The organism is Methylotenera sp., assembly GCF_013141425.1.
GTDB lineage: Bacteria > Pseudomonadota > Gammaproteobacteria > Burkholderiales > Methylophilaceae > Methylotenera.
This window is the reverse complement of record NZ_JABFRA010000101.1, coordinates 1-15,434: the sequence shown is the minus strand read 5'-3', so window position 1 is coordinate 15,434 and position 15,434 is coordinate 1. Positions and strand designations below refer to the sequence as shown.

Genomic DNA, 15,434 nt, shown 5'->3' with positions numbered 1-15,434 from the left:
CACCAAAGAAGAAATTCCTGGCAATGTACAAAGCATTACAGGTAAGCAAATTAAAGATGCGCATGCGGTGAGTGTTGCTGACTTACTGAACTCACAATTGCAGTCAGTAAACGTGAATGACTACCAAGGCAACCCCTTTCAAATGGATGTCATTTACCGCGGATTTACTGCAAGCCCACAAATTGGAACCGCTCAAGGTTTGAGTGTGTTTTTAGATGGCATTCGCGTCAACGAACCCTTTGGTGATGTAGTGAACTGGGACATGATTCCCATGAATGCACTCAGTAGCTTTGATGTGTTTCCAGGTTCAAATCCAATATTTGGTTTGGGTACATTAGGTGGCGCATTTTCTACAAAAACCAAAAATGGCTTTGAAAATTCTGGAGTAGAGGCAGAGGTACTCGCAGGCTCGTATGGGCGTAAACAATTTTTAATGTCGGCAGGGGCAAACAATGGCGTGATTGGTGGGTTTTTAGCACTTAATTTATTTAATGAAGATGGATGGCGTAAAAACTCACCTAGCAAAGTAAACCAAATTTTTGGTAAAGCCAGCTACAGAACTGAAAGTCTAGATTTAAACTTTAGCACTTTAATTGCCAGCAATGATTTAGTAGGTAATGGCTTAGTACCTAGCCAAATAAGTAGCAAAGATTACGCGGCGGTTTACACTTCGCCCGATGAAAGCAAAAACAAACTGCTGCAATTCCAGCTAAGCGGTTTGTGGGATGTATCTGACACCTTTAACGTTACCGCCCAAGTGTACCGCCGTGATAGCAAGCGCAAAGCGAGTAATGGTGATGTTTATACGCCAGACTCTCAAGATACATTTACCAAGTCACGTAAACTAAACTCAGGTGAAACGCCAATTTGTATGTTGCCAGATGCTGATAAAAACGGCCTACCTGATTTTTATGTTGACGAACAACTCCCCGATGGACAAGGTGGATGGGATAACTTTGGTACACAGTTTGTGCAAGATAATATCGATAAAGCAGGCATTCTTACAGATTTTACCTCAATTATAAGTACTTTTAATATGAAATTAGATGATAAGTTTGAGGCGTATTTAAGGTCGCGATTTAATAATCTTTTATATTTGCAGACTATTGCACCTGGAGGAAAAGAACTGCCAGTGTTGTCGAGCCCTGATATTGATATTGGCTTTGGATTGATCCCCCAATATAACGAGGATTTACTTACTTTTACAGCGTTTACTAACCCCAGTGATGGTGTGGCAAATTATATATCAGATGATGGCAGTAAAAGGTATGTGCTGCATTTTGCATTACCAACAAACCCTGGTTGCTTTGCAACTGACAATACTGCATATCCAGATATTCGTGTTGGTGTTATGCAAGATTTAACACCTACTGGGTCTATTCAGAAACGCGATGGGGCCGCTGATACGAGCAATAGCAACACTTTCGGTACGGCATCTGGTGTTATCGATGGCACCCCTACCTCTATCATCACTAATACACAGATTGACCAAATTACTGATGGTGGTGCTGTGCAGTTAAACTGGAATACGGACCACCATAAATTTATGGTGGGAGCTTCGTTAGATAGATCACACGCTAAATTTAAGAGCGGGCAAATGTTAGGTCTGTTAGATATAAATCGGAATTCTTATTTAGACCCTGCAAACATAGGCCCAGAATTTACCGCTGCAACGCAAGAAATACCCAACAATAACTTTGAAGGCACTTCTACTACCAAAAGCTTGTACTTTAGTGAAACATGGAGCCCTGTAAAGGCTTGGCATTTTACTGGTGCTGCCAGATATAATGACACCACTATAGGCAATGCCTTACGAGTAAGAAATAATGCAGATATACCAATTGGTAAAATATTTAATAGAATCCCCAATATTAAGCTACAAAACCCCGATGGAAGCTATCCTGCGCAAGCTTACTATGCGCCAGATGTAAGCTTGTTAAAAGATGCTGAAAAAGAAAAGTTTAATTACTACTCACTTAATCCATCATTAGGTGCTACTTGGCAAGCCAATGAAAGCTTAAATATATACGGCAATATCAGTAAAGGTGCACGCACGCCATCGGTGGTTGAATTGGGGTGTGCATTTGATAAAACTCCCGTTGTAACTTACGTTAACCAAGATGGAACGAACCAGTACTCAGCACGCAGTATTGCGGAACACCGAGTATGTAACCTGCCAACTACGCTATCAGGTGACCCTTACTTGCCACAGGTACGCTCAACATCGTTTGACGTTGGTATGCGTGGTAAGTGGGGCGATAACATCACGTGGAATTTAGGTGCATTCCGCACCAATCTTAAAGATGACATTTACTATGTAAGCGTAGGACCAGAGCAAAGCTTTTTTGACACCATAGGTAAAACCCGTCGCCAAGGTTTAGAGGCAGGCATTATTGGCGAAATAGGCAAAGCAAAATTACGCCTAAATTACTCACTGACAGATGCTACGTTTCAATCATCTTTCAATATGCTAAGCCCAGACAATAGCAGTGCCAACTTCATCAATCCACAAGCCACTGACATTTATGGCTCTATTCGGGTTGAGCCAGGTAACCGTATGCCAGGTGTGCCGCTACATAATTTAAATGCCAGTTTTGATTATGACATTACGCCAGATTGGAAAATGGGCGTGACCGCAGTCATGCATTCACTCTCATATGTGCGTGGTAATGAAAATAACAAACATCAACAAGGGGTGAGGGTTGCTAGAACTAAGCTATTTAAAGTGCCAGACCCGAACGACCCTGAAAAAGAGATAGAAGTTTTTGCATCTGGTTTTGGTTTACCTACTTCCAACCCTGGCACAGTGCCTGGCTATGCCGTATTTAATTTTCATACTAGTTATAAGCTAGATAAAGGATTAACGCTAGGTTTAAACGTTGCCAACTTGTTTGATCGTAAGTACTACAGTGCAGGTCGTTTAGGGGTAAATCCTTTCTCTCCTTCTGTAAATGGTGCAATAGGAGTAAGTGGTTATAACCATAACTCTAATGATTGGCTGGCCGCTAACTTTTTAGCTCCTGGTGCCCCACGCGGCATTTGGGCAACGTTGAATTATGAGTTTGGAGCAGAGAAATAAAATGTCTGTTAGCCCACCTCAGGTGGAGGAGTAATGGTTTCGGTGGCGTGGCAATATAGGTTGGTCTCTAGGTATGTTGTGCAACCTGCCACAATAGGCGCCCACTTCACTTGGCTTACTCTACATTTATCCTAAGCCAAGTGAAGCTATATTTTTGTGCAGGTGATTCATATTAGGCGTGCTCTGCAGGCCGCATGGATATTGGCTTGCAGAGCATGTACTTGAGGGCTTGAATCGGATGTCCGGTGCTTGTGGGTTTAATTGATATAGGGCTGGCTTTTAGCTGTGAAAGCTGTTCCTGCATAAAGATGATGGGTTAATGCAATGAGTCCAGTAAATTCACGTGGTTTATTCATAAATCAGGCTTTGCCAGCTGAGCTTGTTCAGATCATTAGCGAGGTGAATGAGTATGGATTTTATGCGATTGATTTTGCAGACTTTGCGCCTGATATTCAAGATACGGTTGAGCTGATGTATGTGGCTAATCTTTGGGCTGCGCGTGCTAATTTAACGGTGGCGTTTAATTTTGATTACAGGATTTGTGTGTTTGAAAAGCGGGGGCTATAAGCATTATTAACCCGTATATAATATGGGGCTAGTGCATTTCCAATGCTTTTCTTGCATGCTCTCAAAGTACCATAGCGCTGTGCGGTATTGCTATCATAAACCGCTGCATCAACCTGACTTAAACACTCTTGGACTGCTAAGTGCAGACTTTTTTGCATCTGGTCTTTCAGCAGCATCTGCCAGAAGTTCGTCTTCTGTAATCGCTGAACTACAAATGGTGAAGATAGCACAGCAATCATTCGACTAGCCACTTGCGCATTACCCGTAATCAAATAACTCACCATACTTAGTCTACGTTATCTAATTGTCCTGCTTACTTTTTTATCGATGTATTCTATAGCTTTGCTAAATATAAGCTGTACGTTTTTAAGCCCATTAAAACAACCGTCATAGCAAGTTATGGCATAATATCGATATGTTTAATCATCTAAAAGAAGATATTTCCATTGTATTCGAACGCGACCCTGCGGCGCGTACGCACTGGGAAATACTCACCACCTACCCTGGCGTTCATGCCTTATTAATGCACCGTTTATCGCATTGGCTATGGGGACAACACTTGTTTTGGTTAGCGCGTTTTAATTCACATATCGCGCGTTGGCTTACTGGGATTGAAATTCACCCAGGCGCTAGTATTGGCCGCCGTCTTTTTATTGATCATGGAATGGGCGTAGTGATTGGTGAAACCGCGGTGATTGGTGATGATTGCACGCTTTACCATGGCGTGACGCTTGGTGGTACTTCTTGGAATAAAGGTAAACGCCACCCTACCCTTGAAAATGGCGTGGTTATTGGTGCGGGTGCAAAAGTGCTTGGGCCAATTACAGTGGGCACTGGTGCAAAAATAGGCTCCAATGCGGTGGTGGTGAAAGATGTGCCAATCAACGCCACTGCGGTTGGGGTGCCTGCGCGCATATTGGAAGAAGAAAAAACTGGCAAAGAAGAATTCGAAAAGAATAAGCTGTTTACCGCTTATGCTGTGGCGAATGTAAATGATCAATTTAACCCAGAAGCTATAGCAAAATCTTTACAATCCTTGCTTGCGCAAAGCACTGCACAAGATGCAAAAATTGCTGAATTAACACTTAAATTAGAAGCACTTAATGTTGATTTAGTGACGGATGCTGAAGTTGCATCCGCATTTGATGTCAAGCAACCTGCAAAAACCAAGCCTTCCAAGTAAACCTAAAATCAAACCTTTACGCTTTTAAAATAAGTATTAGCGTTAGGTGAACTTAACGCACTAATAGTTGACCAAAGTTATCAGGTATTATAAAATAACTGAAATTACTAAAGGTGCTTAAGACATGAAACTCACGACAAAAGGCCGTTTTGCAGTTACCGCAATGCTAGACCTAGCGTTGCACGAGACTATTGCTAACAACGCAGCAAAAAATTCTGCAGATAATGCCGTAGTCGAAATCAAACCCGTGACACTGGCTGGCATCAGTGAGCGTCAGGACATTTCGCTTTCCTATTTAGAGCAACTTTTTAGTCGCTTGCGTCGCCAAGGCTTGGTGAATAGCGTGCGCGGGCCCGGTGGCGGCTATAGATTAGCTAAAGACTTAGCCAGCATTTCAGTGGCAGAAATCATCAACGCAGTGGATGAGCAAATTGACGCAACACAATGCGGCGGTCAAGAGAACTGTAAAGATGAAGGTCGATGCATGACGCATGACTTATGGATGACATTAAATAACAAAATTTTAGATTATCTTGCGGGCGTTAGTTTGGCAGACATGGTGGAGTCACAAACATCAGGCCAAAAAGTAACTATCATGCCAAGAGCGAATCATAATTGCAGCAGCGAAAAAGTAGCGAATATTGAGGCTAAGGTCGCTTAATACGAGCTGAATATGACGATGTCCAACATATATTTTGACCACAATGCGACTACCGCGCTGGATAACGGCGTGTTGCAAGCCATGTTGCCTTGGATGCAGCAACAAACTGGCAACCCAACAAGCCGTCACATATATGGTCGGTCCGCACGCGATGCAATCGAACACGCCAGAGCTCAGGTGGCTGAGGCTTGTGGTGCGTATAGTTCACAAGTGGTATTTACCTCCTGTGGCACAGAAGCGAATAATTTTGCGGTTAAAGGCATTTCAGCGATTAAACCAGCCTCCACAGCCAAGCAAATTCTAACGAGCGCAATTGAGCATCCATGTGTAAGTCGCCCAGCAGCGGCGATGCAACAACTCGGTTATATCAGCCGAAAAGTAGAAGTGGATGCTAACGGACAGGTAGATTTAGCAAATCTTAAAACGCAGCTAAAAAGCCCAACCAGCTTAGTTTCTGTCATGTTGGCTAATAATGAAACAGGTGTAATACAAGACATTGACAGCATTGCCGAAACAGCACGTATCGCAGGTGCGTTTGTGCATACCGACGCCGTGCAAGCCTTAGGTAAGATTGCTTTGAAATTTGCGGATTTGAATGTGCATGCCATGACGATATCTAGCCATAAGATTCACGGCCCACAAGGTGCCGCAGCGCTGATTTTAGATAAAAAATTAGACATTCAACCACTACTGCTTGGTGGAGGACAAGAAAAAGGATTACGCAGCGGTACTGAAAATGTGGCGGCAATTGTAGGCTTTGGCGCTGCCTGTGAATTAGCAATGCAAAATAGAGCTCAGTTTGCAGCCCATACCATGGCATTACGCGAACAGTTAGAGCTAGGCTTAGAGGCCTTGAATGTGAATATTTTCGGGCAAACGGTTGCACGTATCCCCAATACCAGTTTTTTTGCGATAGACGGTATTGAAGGTGAAACGCTGGTGATGGCCTTGGACCGCAAAGGTTATGCGGTTGCCAGCGGCTCTGCTTGTTCGAGTGATAGCTCCGAGCCGAGCCATGTGTTATTGGCAATGGGCATTCCCGCCGATTTAGCACGTGGTGCGGTTAGAGTGAGCTTGGGTGCACACAATACGGCTACGCAAGTAAAGAATTTTTTAGCCACATTAAGCAACGAGATTTTAAGGCTGAAACAAATGTCAGCCATTGCAGCTTAAGTTTAAAAACCTAAGCTAGTAAAACGTATTACTTAAAATATGCAAGGATAAATAAAAGAATGTCAGCCTCAGTAGAAATGCCAGTATCAAAATACGCAGAAGATAGTGCGCATCCAATTTATTTGGATTATTCAGCGACAACTCCTGTCGACCCACGTGTGGCCGCGAAAATGATTCCTTACCTGACTGAGGATTTTGGCAACCCAGCTTCTCGTAGCCATCCTTATGGCTGGACTGCCGAAAAAGCGGTAGAAAATGCACGTGAAGAAGTGGCTAGATTAGTCGGCGCAGACCCACGCGAAATTGTCTGGACCTCAGGTGCAACCGAATCGAACAACCTAGCCATTAAAGGCGCCGCGAATTTTTATTCGGCAAAAGGCAAGCACATCATTACTGTAGCTACAGAGCATAAAGCAGTAATTGATACAGTGCGTGAACTTGAACGACAAGGCTTTGAAGCGACTTATTTACAACCAGAACCAAACGGTTTACTGGATTTAGAAAAATTCAAAGCGGCAATTCGCCCAGATACAGTATTGGCTTCTGTGATGTTGGTGAACAATGAAATTGGCGTGATTCAAGACATTACCGCCATTGGTAACGTTTGCCGAGAAAACGGCGTTATTTTTCATGTAGATGCCGCGCAGGCGACCGGAAAAGTACAGATTGATTTAGAAAAGCTGCCTGTAGATTTAATGAGCTTTAGTGCACATAAAACATACGGCCCTAAAGGCATTGGCGCTTTGTATGTGCGTCGTAAACCACGCATTCGTATTGAAGCGCAAATGCACGGTGGCGGTCATGAACGAGGCATGCGCTCTGGTACATTAGCAACGCATCAAATCGTTGGCATGGGCGAAGCTTTCCGCATTGCGTGTGAAGAAATGGATTTGGAAAATGCACGTGTACGCCGCTTACGCGATAAATTGTTACATGGTTTAGAAACGATGGAAGAAGTTTATGTAAATGGTGACTTAGAACACCGCGTACCGCACAATTTAAATATCAGTTTTAATTACGTGGAAGGTGAATCACTGATTATGGCTGTGAAAGGCATTGCCGTATCAAGCGGTTCTGCTTGTACATCGGCCAGTTTAGAGCCAAGCTATGTATTACGCGCTTTAGGCCGTTCTGACGAACTAGCACATAGCTCGATTCGATTCTCAATCGGTCGTTTCACAACAGAAGAGGACGTTGATTACACCATCGCATTGATGAAAAGTAAAATTGATAAATTAAGAGAATTATCCCCATTATGGGAAATGTTTAAGGACGGTGTGGACTTGTCAAAAGTTCAATGGGCCGCCCACTAAAGGAGTACGTAAAATGGCATATTCAGACAAAGTTTTAGACCACTACGAAAACCCGCGTAACGTGGGTACATTAGATAAAAATGACCCAAACGTTGGTACGGGCATGGTTGGCGCGCCGGCTTGCGGCGACGTGATGAAGTTAATGATTAAAGTAAATGACAACGGCATTATTGAAGATGCTAAATTTAAAACGTATGGTTGCGGTTCAGCCATCGCATCAAGTTCTTTGGTAACCGAATGGCTAAAGGGTCGCACGATTGATGAAGCTTATGCCATTAAAAACTCAGAAATCGCTGAAGAGTTAGCCTTGCCGCCAGTAAAAATCCACTGCTCTGTATTGGCTGAGGATGCAATTAAAGCGGCAGTTGCTGATATTAAGGCGAAGCAGTTGGCAGCAAAAGAGGCAGCATAATAACTGAATGTCATTCTGACTAACGTCAGAATCTCGCTTAATATCCACCAGATTCCGACCTCTGTCGGAATGACAGAAATAGGAAAAGTAATCTTTATTATGGCAATTACACTGACACAAACCGCTGCGGATCGCGTTGAAAAATTCTTGGCCAATCGCGGCAAGGGCATTGGCTTACGCTTGGGCGTTAAAACAACCGGCTGTTCTGGCATGGCTTACACATTGGAATTTGTCGACGAGTTGCATCCAGAGGACACCTCTTTTGAAAGTCATGGCGTTAAAGTCATTGTTGACCCAAAAAGCTTGGTATACATTGATGGCACAGAGCTTGATTTCACGAAAGAAGGATTGAATGAAGGCTTTAAATTTAACAATCCGAATGTGAAAGATGAGTGTGGCTGTGGAGAAAGCTTTACAGTGTGACGCAAAACTATTTTGAATTGTTTGCTCTAGAAGCAAAATTTAATATTGAATTACAAACTCTAGAAACTAATTTTCGTAAAATTCAGGCCGAAGTACACCCTGACCGCTTTGTAACAGCACCAGCCCCTGAAAAGATTAAATTCATGCATTTGGCTACACTAGCGAACGAAGCATATCAAACTCTAAAACATCCAGCAACCCGCGCCAAGTACTTGCTTGAATTACAAGGTATTTCCGCCATTAGCGAAACCAATACGGCAATGCCTACGGATTTTTTAATGCAGCAAATGGAATGGCGCGAAGTCTTAGAAAACGGCATTGCAGAAAAAGAAGTTGATACCCTAGAAAACCTAATTCAAGAAATAAAAGTTGAAGTAAAAAGCTTACAATTACAATTAATTGAATTATTCGATGTTAAAAAAGATTTCACTAGCGCGACGGATGTCACGCGTAAACTCATTTTTATGGCTAAAGTTTCTGAAGACATCAAACATGCAATTGAACGACTAGACTAGTCAACTAGCAAACACAATTTATTATTGAAATAAAACATTATGGCCCTTCTGCAAATATCCGAACCTGGCATGAGCGCCGCACCGCATCAACACAAGCTGGCGATTGGTATTGATTTAGGCACAACAAACTCACTGGTTGCTACTGTGTTTAGCGGCATGAGCAAAGTACTGCAGGATGAACATGGTCATGCATTATTACCTTCTGTTGTGCGATATTTACCGAGTGGCGAAGTTGTTGTTGGGCATGAAGCGCAAGCACAACAAAGTGCAGACCCAGTAAACACGGTAGTTTCTGTGAAGCGTTTTATGGGGCGTAGCCTAAAGGATATAGCTGATCGAGCGCATATCCCCTATCACTTTGTTGATAGCGCCGATACAACGAAGCACTTGCAAATTCAAACACGTGCAGGGCTAAGAACCCCTATCGAAATCTCAGCAGAAATCTTAAAAACACTTAAAGCACGTGCAGAGAAATCTTTAGGTGGCGAGCTTACAGGTGCTGTGATTACTGTTCCCGCCTATTTTGATGATGCACAACGTCAAGCCACTAAAGACGCGGCAAGGCTCGCTGGTTTAAATGTTTTACGCTTATTAAACGAGCCTACAGCAGCCGCTGTGGCTTACGGTTTAGATAATGCAGCTGAAGGTACATTTGTTATTTATGATTTAGGTGGCGGCACCTTTGACGTCTCTATTCTTAAACTCACCAAAGGCGTGTTTGAGGTGCTAGCAACCAATGGTGACTCAGCACTTGGTGGTGACGATTTTGACCACCGCATTTATTGTTGGGTATTGGATGAAATACGAACAAAAGTGCGTGAAAGTCACGGACACTTTAACCCGCTCAATGAGCAAGATACGCGTTTATTACTTACTAAATCTCGCCAAGCCAAAGAATGGCTAACTGACAATCATGAAGCGCAAATCACTTGTCGCTTAAGCGATGGTAGCTTTGTTGATGTCACACTAACAGCAACTCAGTTTCTAGAATTGACGCAGCATTTAGTCACAAAAACGCTCTCCCCCACACTCAAGGCAATGCGTGATGCAAATCTTGGCATTGAAGATATTAAAGGCGTAGTGTTAGTGGGTGGTGCAACACGCATGCCTCAGGTAAGACACGCCGTAGAAGATTATTTCCAGCAAACACCCCTCACTAATTTAGACCCAGATAAAGTCGTCGCCCTCGGTGCGGCAATACAAGCCAATGCATTAGTGGGCAACCGCAGTGAAGAGGATTTATTACTGTTAGATGTCACACCACTGTCATTAGGCTTAGAAACTATGGGCGGCTTGGTGGAAAAAATCATTCCACGAAATAGCACCTTGCCTGTAGCACGTGCGCAAGACTTTACCACCTACAAAGATGGTCAAACTGCTATGAGCATACAAGTGCTGCAAGGCGAACGTGAACTGGTGGCAGATTGTCGTTCATTAGCGCGTTTCGAATTACGTGGCATTCCACCAATGGCCGCTGGAGCAGCACGCATCCGCGTGACATTCCAAGTGGATGCTGATGGCTTGCTTTCAGTCAGTGCGCGCGAACAAACTAGCGGCATAGAGGCGAATGTCGTAGTTAAACCATCTTATGGTTTAACAGAAGATGAAATTACCCAAATGCTAAAATCTTCGTTTGGTAGCGCTGAGACCGATAAAAAATCCCGCATGTTGGCTGAAGCGAGAGTTTCAGCAGGCGCAATTATTCAATCAGTCAAATTAGCTTTAGCTGCTGATAGCAATCTGATTAGCGATGTAGAAAAATTAGCGATTGAAGCTGAAATTTTAAAACTGGAAGCCATCGCAAAAACTGAAGATGCTGCCGCAATAAACAAGGCCGTTGATAGTCTAAACCATGCGACTGAAGCATTTGCAGCTGCGCGCATGAATGCAAGCGTGAGTCGCGCATTGGCAGGTAAAAACTTAGATGAAGTGAATTTATAAGATACTGAAACAAGTTCAGCATGACAGAAATTAGGAATAAAAATGCCACAAATTATAGTATTACCCCATATAGAGCTTTGCCCAGATGGCGCAGCGATTGAAGCTAGCACTGGCGAATCAATTTGCGATGTGCTGTTAAATAACCACATCGATATTGACCACGCCTGTGACCAAGCGTGTGCTTGCACAACATGCCACGTCATCGTTCGAGAAGGTTTTAAGTCTTTGAACCCTTCCGAAGATAAAGAAGACGATTTGCTTGATAAGGCATGGGGCCTAGAACCGCACTCGCGCTTATCTTGCCAAGCGTTAGTGGGTAATGAAGATTTGGTTGTAGAGATTCCAAAATACAGTATCAACATGGCCAAAGAAGGGCATCGATAAGTAAAATATTACTGATACAAAAAATATGGGCGCTTCTTAGCGCCCTTATTCATTAGAGATATAGCTTAGTTAGCCTCAGCCAAATCCAATTCTACCGTTTCTTCTTTTTTGTGGTGCAACGGTACTTTTTTCAGTAATACTGCAATCGCAAAAATCACAATGGCACTTAACACTGCCGTTAAAAAACCAGTCAACGGAACCATGATAGCGGTATATATCATCAACCAAAAGTGAAATTGACTTTTCATTTCAATCACTTCTTGAATCTCCTTCCATTTTACCATGCCTGAAGCCACGTACAGCAAAATGCCGCCAATACAGGCCATGGGTACTTGTTCCAGGTAGGTTGCCAAATAGGCAGCAAGTAACAATTTAAAACTGAATTTCGCGATGCCAGCTAATGGGGAAACTGCGCCTAAACGGATATTAACTGCCGTTCTGGCCAAAGCCCCCGTGTGCGGAAAGCCATTAAATAGCGGCGTAAATATATTCACCATACCCTGCCCCCATAGCTCTTTATTTGGGTTGTAAGGTACGCCAGTGTTATTTGCCATGCGATCTGCCATGCGGCTACATAACAAGCTTTCTACCGCTGCCACAAAGTAAATCGCCACTGCAAAATACAATAAATCAAACCAAACTTGGCCTGTGGTCATATCTGGTAATTGTGGTGGTGTAATTACCCAGAAGTCGGTTGGAATACTGCCGTATTTATCTTTAATGAGCACTAGGCCTTTGTCTTTCCAGAACGTTGCAGCTGCCAACCAGCCTAAGCCCAAACCGAACACGGGCGCTGGAATAAACGTAGAAATTTTAATCAGTACTTTGCAAATCGCAAATGTACTTAAAGCGACAATCACCGCATAAATATTGGTTTCGCCAAAATATTCAATAGTCTTTTTAATTTGACCAATGAAGTCATAGCCGATTTTATTGTGAAAACCAAACACCTCTCCCATTTGCGAAAATGCAATTACCACAGCAATGCCTATTGTGAAACCTACCACGATAGAATGCGGTACTAAAGTAACGATTTTGCCTTTTTTCAACAATCCCGTCAGCATTAATAATGAACCCGCCACAATAGAAGCTAACACCAAAAAACTGTGATTATAGGTAGCCATTAAACCCGCAATAATGGGAATGTATGCCGCCGTTGGACCATACACCTGATATTTACTACCACCAAACAATGCGCCAAGCAAACCCGCTACTGCACCACCGACAATACCCTGCTCTGGGCGCAAGCCACTGGCCATGGCAAAACCCATCGCCAAGGGAATAGCAACCATTGCCACTACCAAACCAGCGGTTAAATCTTTGATTATATTTTTGGTAACATTCCCCTTGGCTAAATCTTCATAACGACCATCATTGGGATTAAGGTAAAATTTGAGTGTGCGCAACAACGTGCTGGTATCTTGCCTGTGGCTCATATTAAAAACTTTCAGGGGTATCAGTAATTGAGTTGAAATCGATAAAGGCCGCATTATACATTGTTATGTACAGAACAGCCTCACCTAGCACTAGCATGGTTAAAGCGTGTAAGTCTCAGGCAAAAACCGCACTTCACCCGTTGCTAGGTTGTAAATACCACCGACCATGCCAATTTGCTTGGCCGCCAGCATATCTTGAATAATGTCACTGCTATGAATAATTTCATTGATTTGCACTTGCACATTCAAAGCGCAAACATTATCAACAAAACGCGTATTGCTAGAGTCGCGTTCATTAGCAGTCGTTTTTTCTAAGCGCACTGCAGGCCGAATCAAATTGATAATTTCGCCGATATGGCCTTCTCTAAAATTATCACAGGCAGCCTTCACCGCCCCACAATCGGTATGCCCCAACACTACAATCAACTTACTACCCAAATACTTGGAGCTAAATTCCAAACTGCCGATGACCTTATCAGAAGCAATATTGCCCGCTAATCGAACACTAAAAATATCGCCAAGTGCCTGATCAAATAGCATTTCCACTGGCGCACGAGAATCACTACAACTCAACACTGACGCAAAAGGATGTTGACGGTCTTTGGTAATACTCACCAAACTCATCATGTCTTTATTCACCGTTAAGCTATTTGTAAACCGGTGATTACCTTCAATCAAAATATCCAGTGCCTCTTGTGGAGACATTTTGTCGCGATTTAATAGGGGATGTTTATACATGCGAATTTCTCGTTTAATGACCAAGCAAATTATACCTGATTCAATAAAAAAGCCCGCTACTGGAGCGGGCATAAAATGTGTGGCCTGATAGCCAACAAGGAGAAATTAACTACATTTCTTTAGAACATCCATTGCGCACGCATAATCAATGCTTTTTCATCATCTACACGTTTATTATTTACAATGATACCGCCTGTTGCACCACCAATCACGTCGTTAAAGTCTGTAGTAACATAATTCAGCATCAAACGAGTATTTGCAGTTGGTAAGAATTTTACACCTGCAGTCCATGAGTCAGCTTTTGCAAAACCTGCAGCTTTAGTATTAATTTTAGCATCCGCTGTACCCACACCATTACCAACACCAGAAGCATTGTAATCCGATGCATCAAACTCACTATAACGTAAACCTAGCTCCCATAACCCACCCTTAAATGTTGTTGGGTCAAAGTCATTTTTAGGCTTTAAGCCACCAAATGCACCACCTTTGTAAGCATCTGCATACGCTTCACCAGTAATGGCCCACAAAGCTTCTGCGTACCAATTCTCAGTATCAAGGTCGTAGTTGCGTTTAACACCACCAACAGCTGCTTGAGTTGAGAACTCGTTGTTTTGTTGCATCCACTCAGCTTGCACTTTGAATGGGCCATACGCAACAACACCTTCTAAACCTAAACGACTACGGTCAATATTGTTAAAACCACCAGCTTGTGAACCAGTATTGATTAATACAGGCGCTCTAAAGAACGTAGCTCCTCGTGCTTCAGTACGTCCGGCTGTGCCGATTGTAGTTCCTGTTGCCGTACCACCACTAGTTACTTCAGGTAGATCACCCTGAGAGAATGAAACACCTGCGTGTAAGACCATCTCTTTATTGCCCATAATTTCAGCAAAGTTAGCTGTTACACGACCGATGATATCTTTACCATCTTCACGGATATCGCTCTCAGCATTTTTTAAGCTACCGTTTGATGCTGCTAAAGCGTAAGTCACACCAGTAAACGGTGCGCCATGTACCATTACACCAATTTCTTTAGTTGGTGCCAATGAGTTAACAAATGAGCGCTCCATAAAATCTATGTTATTTGAGCTAGTTAACTCCTCCAAATTCATTGGCATTTTGAATTGACCAAAACGAAATTGTACTGGCTTCCACCATGCAACGTTCAAGTAACCAACATCTAAAGTTGTGGTATTACCAAGATCAGCCACCACTTCGCCTTCGTAATAGTCTTTCCATGCAGCTTTAAAACCTAAGCGTGCGCGGCGAATATCAAAGGTATCTGCTACGCCATTGGTATTAGAGATAGAGTTGCCAGTTGTTAGAGTTGCATTTCTGTCACCATCGTTGTAATCAAAAAAGCGATAATCGGCATGTACACGGCCATTGATAGCCGCTTTGAACTTACCATCGCCACTTTCAAAACTCAAACCATCTTTATATTTTGCTGAAACAGCATTGGCTTTCTTGGCTTCAGCAGCTTCTTTTTCGCCTGCACGGCCCTTCATCAACAATGCGCCTTCTTCTTCTGTCAATACACCTTTTGCAACCAATGCATTAACAATGTCATCCGTCGAGTCTGCCATTGCATTTGCGCCAAAGCCCATCA

Annotated in this window: 14 protein-coding genes; 11 read left to right on the top strand and 3 right to left on the bottom strand. The window is 43.1% G+C overall.

Features of this window, described 5'->3' with window-relative positions; genetic code table 11:
* Positions 1-13: 13 nt before the first annotated feature.
* The 11 genes from HOO90_RS09250 (at position 14) to fdx (ending at position 11,651) form a co-directional block, all read left to right on the top strand.
* Positions 14-3,079 carry a TonB-dependent receptor gene (locus tag HOO90_RS09250; RefSeq protein WP_292842362.1) on the top strand — a complete coding sequence of 1,022 codons (3,066 nt, stop codon included), beginning with the start codon at positions 14-16 and terminating at the stop codon, positions 3,077-3,079.
* A gap of 324 nt (positions 3,080-3,403) precedes the next feature.
* Positions 3,404-3,646, top strand: a complete 243-nt coding sequence (locus HOO90_RS09245) for a hypothetical protein (RefSeq protein WP_292842338.1) — start codon at positions 3,404-3,406, stop codon at positions 3,644-3,646.
* A gap of 415 nt (positions 3,647-4,061) precedes the next feature.
* Complete coding sequence (cysE, locus tag HOO90_RS09240; RefSeq protein WP_292842336.1) at positions 4,062-4,829, top strand: serine O-acetyltransferase; 768 nt, start codon at positions 4,062-4,064, stop codon at positions 4,827-4,829.
* A gap of 124 nt (positions 4,830-4,953) precedes the next feature.
* Positions 4,954-5,490 (top strand): Rrf2 family transcriptional regulator, encoded by a 537-nt coding sequence (locus HOO90_RS09235; RefSeq protein ID WP_292842334.1) that lies wholly within the window; start codon positions 4,954-4,956, stop codon positions 5,488-5,490.
* 18 nt (positions 5,491-5,508) lie between these two features.
* Positions 5,509-6,663, top strand: coding sequence for a cysteine desulfurase family protein (locus tag HOO90_RS09230; RefSeq protein WP_292842360.1), 1,155 nt, complete (start codon positions 5,509-5,511; stop codon positions 6,661-6,663).
* A gap of 59 nt (positions 6,664-6,722) precedes the next feature.
* The gene (locus HOO90_RS09225; RefSeq protein WP_292842332.1) at positions 6,723-7,976 is read left to right on the top strand and encodes an IscS subfamily cysteine desulfurase; all 1,254 of its coding nucleotides are present in this window, start codon (positions 6,723-6,725) and stop codon (positions 7,974-7,976) included.
* A gap of 13 nt (positions 7,977-7,989) precedes the next feature.
* Complete coding sequence (iscU, locus tag HOO90_RS09220; RefSeq protein WP_292842330.1) at positions 7,990-8,388, top strand: Fe-S cluster assembly scaffold IscU; 399 nt, start codon at positions 7,990-7,992, stop codon at positions 8,386-8,388.
* 99 nt (positions 8,389-8,487) lie between these two features.
* On the top strand, positions 8,488-8,811 hold the full coding sequence (gene iscA, locus HOO90_RS09215) for an iron-sulfur cluster assembly protein IscA (protein ID WP_292842328.1): 324 nt from the start codon (positions 8,488-8,490) through the stop codon (positions 8,809-8,811).
* Complete coding sequence (gene hscB / locus HOO90_RS09210) at positions 8,808-9,326, top strand: Fe-S protein assembly co-chaperone HscB (RefSeq protein ID WP_292842327.1); 519 nt, start codon at positions 8,808-8,810, stop codon at positions 9,324-9,326. Before iscA ends, hscB begins: the two co-directional genes overlap by 4 nt.
* Before the next feature lie 39 nt (positions 9,327-9,365).
* The gene (gene hscA, locus HOO90_RS09205; RefSeq protein WP_292842325.1) at positions 9,366-11,267 is read left to right on the top strand and encodes a Fe-S protein assembly chaperone HscA; all 1,902 of its coding nucleotides are present in this window, start codon (positions 9,366-9,368) and stop codon (positions 11,265-11,267) included.
* Positions 11,268-11,309: 42 nt separating this feature from the next.
* Positions 11,310-11,651 (top strand): ISC system 2Fe-2S type ferredoxin, encoded by a 342-nt coding sequence (gene fdx, locus HOO90_RS09200; protein WP_292842323.1) that lies wholly within the window; start codon positions 11,310-11,312, stop codon positions 11,649-11,651.
* Positions 11,652-11,716: 65 nt separating this feature from the next.
* On the opposite strand, the gene HOO90_RS09195 is transcribed toward fdx, so the two are convergent.
* The 3 genes from HOO90_RS09195 to HOO90_RS09185 form a co-directional block, all read right to left on the bottom strand.
* The gene (locus HOO90_RS09195) at positions 11,717-13,087 is read right to left on the bottom strand and encodes a SulP family inorganic anion transporter (protein WP_292842321.1); all 1,371 of its coding nucleotides are present in this window, start codon (positions 13,085-13,087) and stop codon (positions 11,717-11,719) included.
* 99 nt (positions 13,088-13,186) lie between these two features.
* Positions 13,187-13,825, bottom strand: a complete 639-nt coding sequence (locus tag HOO90_RS09190) for a carbonic anhydrase (protein WP_292842319.1) — start codon at positions 13,823-13,825, stop codon at positions 13,187-13,189.
* 119 nt (positions 13,826-13,944) lie between these two features.
* Positions 13,945-15,432, bottom strand: coding sequence for a porin (locus HOO90_RS09185; RefSeq protein WP_292842317.1), 1,488 nt, complete (start codon positions 15,430-15,432; stop codon positions 13,945-13,947).
* Positions 15,433-15,434 lie beyond the last annotated feature (2 nt).

Coding starts and splice junctions, on each gene's coding strand:
- cysE (WP_292842336.1), top strand. CDS start 4,062: ATGTTTAATCATCTAAAAGAAGATATTTCCATTGTATTCGAACGCGAC.
- iscU (WP_292842330.1), top strand. CDS start 7,990: ATGGCATATTCAGACAAAGTTTTAGACCACTACGAAAACCCGCGTAAC.
- HOO90_RS09195 (WP_292842321.1), bottom strand. CDS start 13,087: ATGAGCCACAGGCAAGATACCAGCACGTTGTTGCGCACACTCAAATTT.
- HOO90_RS09245 (WP_292842338.1), top strand. CDS start 3,404: ATGAGTCCAGTAAATTCACGTGGTTTATTCATAAATCAGGCTTTGCCA.
- HOO90_RS09185 (WP_292842317.1), bottom strand. CDS start 15,432: ATGGGCTTTGGCGCAAATGCAATGGCAGACTCGACGGATGACATTGTT.
- hscA (WP_292842325.1), top strand. CDS start 9,366: ATGGCCCTTCTGCAAATATCCGAACCTGGCATGAGCGCCGCACCGCAT.
- fdx (WP_292842323.1), top strand. CDS start 11,310: ATGCCACAAATTATAGTATTACCCCATATAGAGCTTTGCCCAGATGGC.
- HOO90_RS09225 (WP_292842332.1), top strand. CDS start 6,723: ATGTCAGCCTCAGTAGAAATGCCAGTATCAAAATACGCAGAAGATAGT.
- HOO90_RS09235 (WP_292842334.1), top strand. CDS start 4,954: ATGAAACTCACGACAAAAGGCCGTTTTGCAGTTACCGCAATGCTAGAC.
- HOO90_RS09230 (WP_292842360.1), top strand. CDS start 5,509: ATGTCCAACATATATTTTGACCACAATGCGACTACCGCGCTGGATAAC.
- HOO90_RS09190 (WP_292842319.1), bottom strand. CDS start 13,825: ATGTATAAACATCCCCTATTAAATCGCGACAAAATGTCTCCACAAGAG.
- iscA (WP_292842328.1), top strand. CDS start 8,488: ATGGCAATTACACTGACACAAACCGCTGCGGATCGCGTTGAAAAATTC.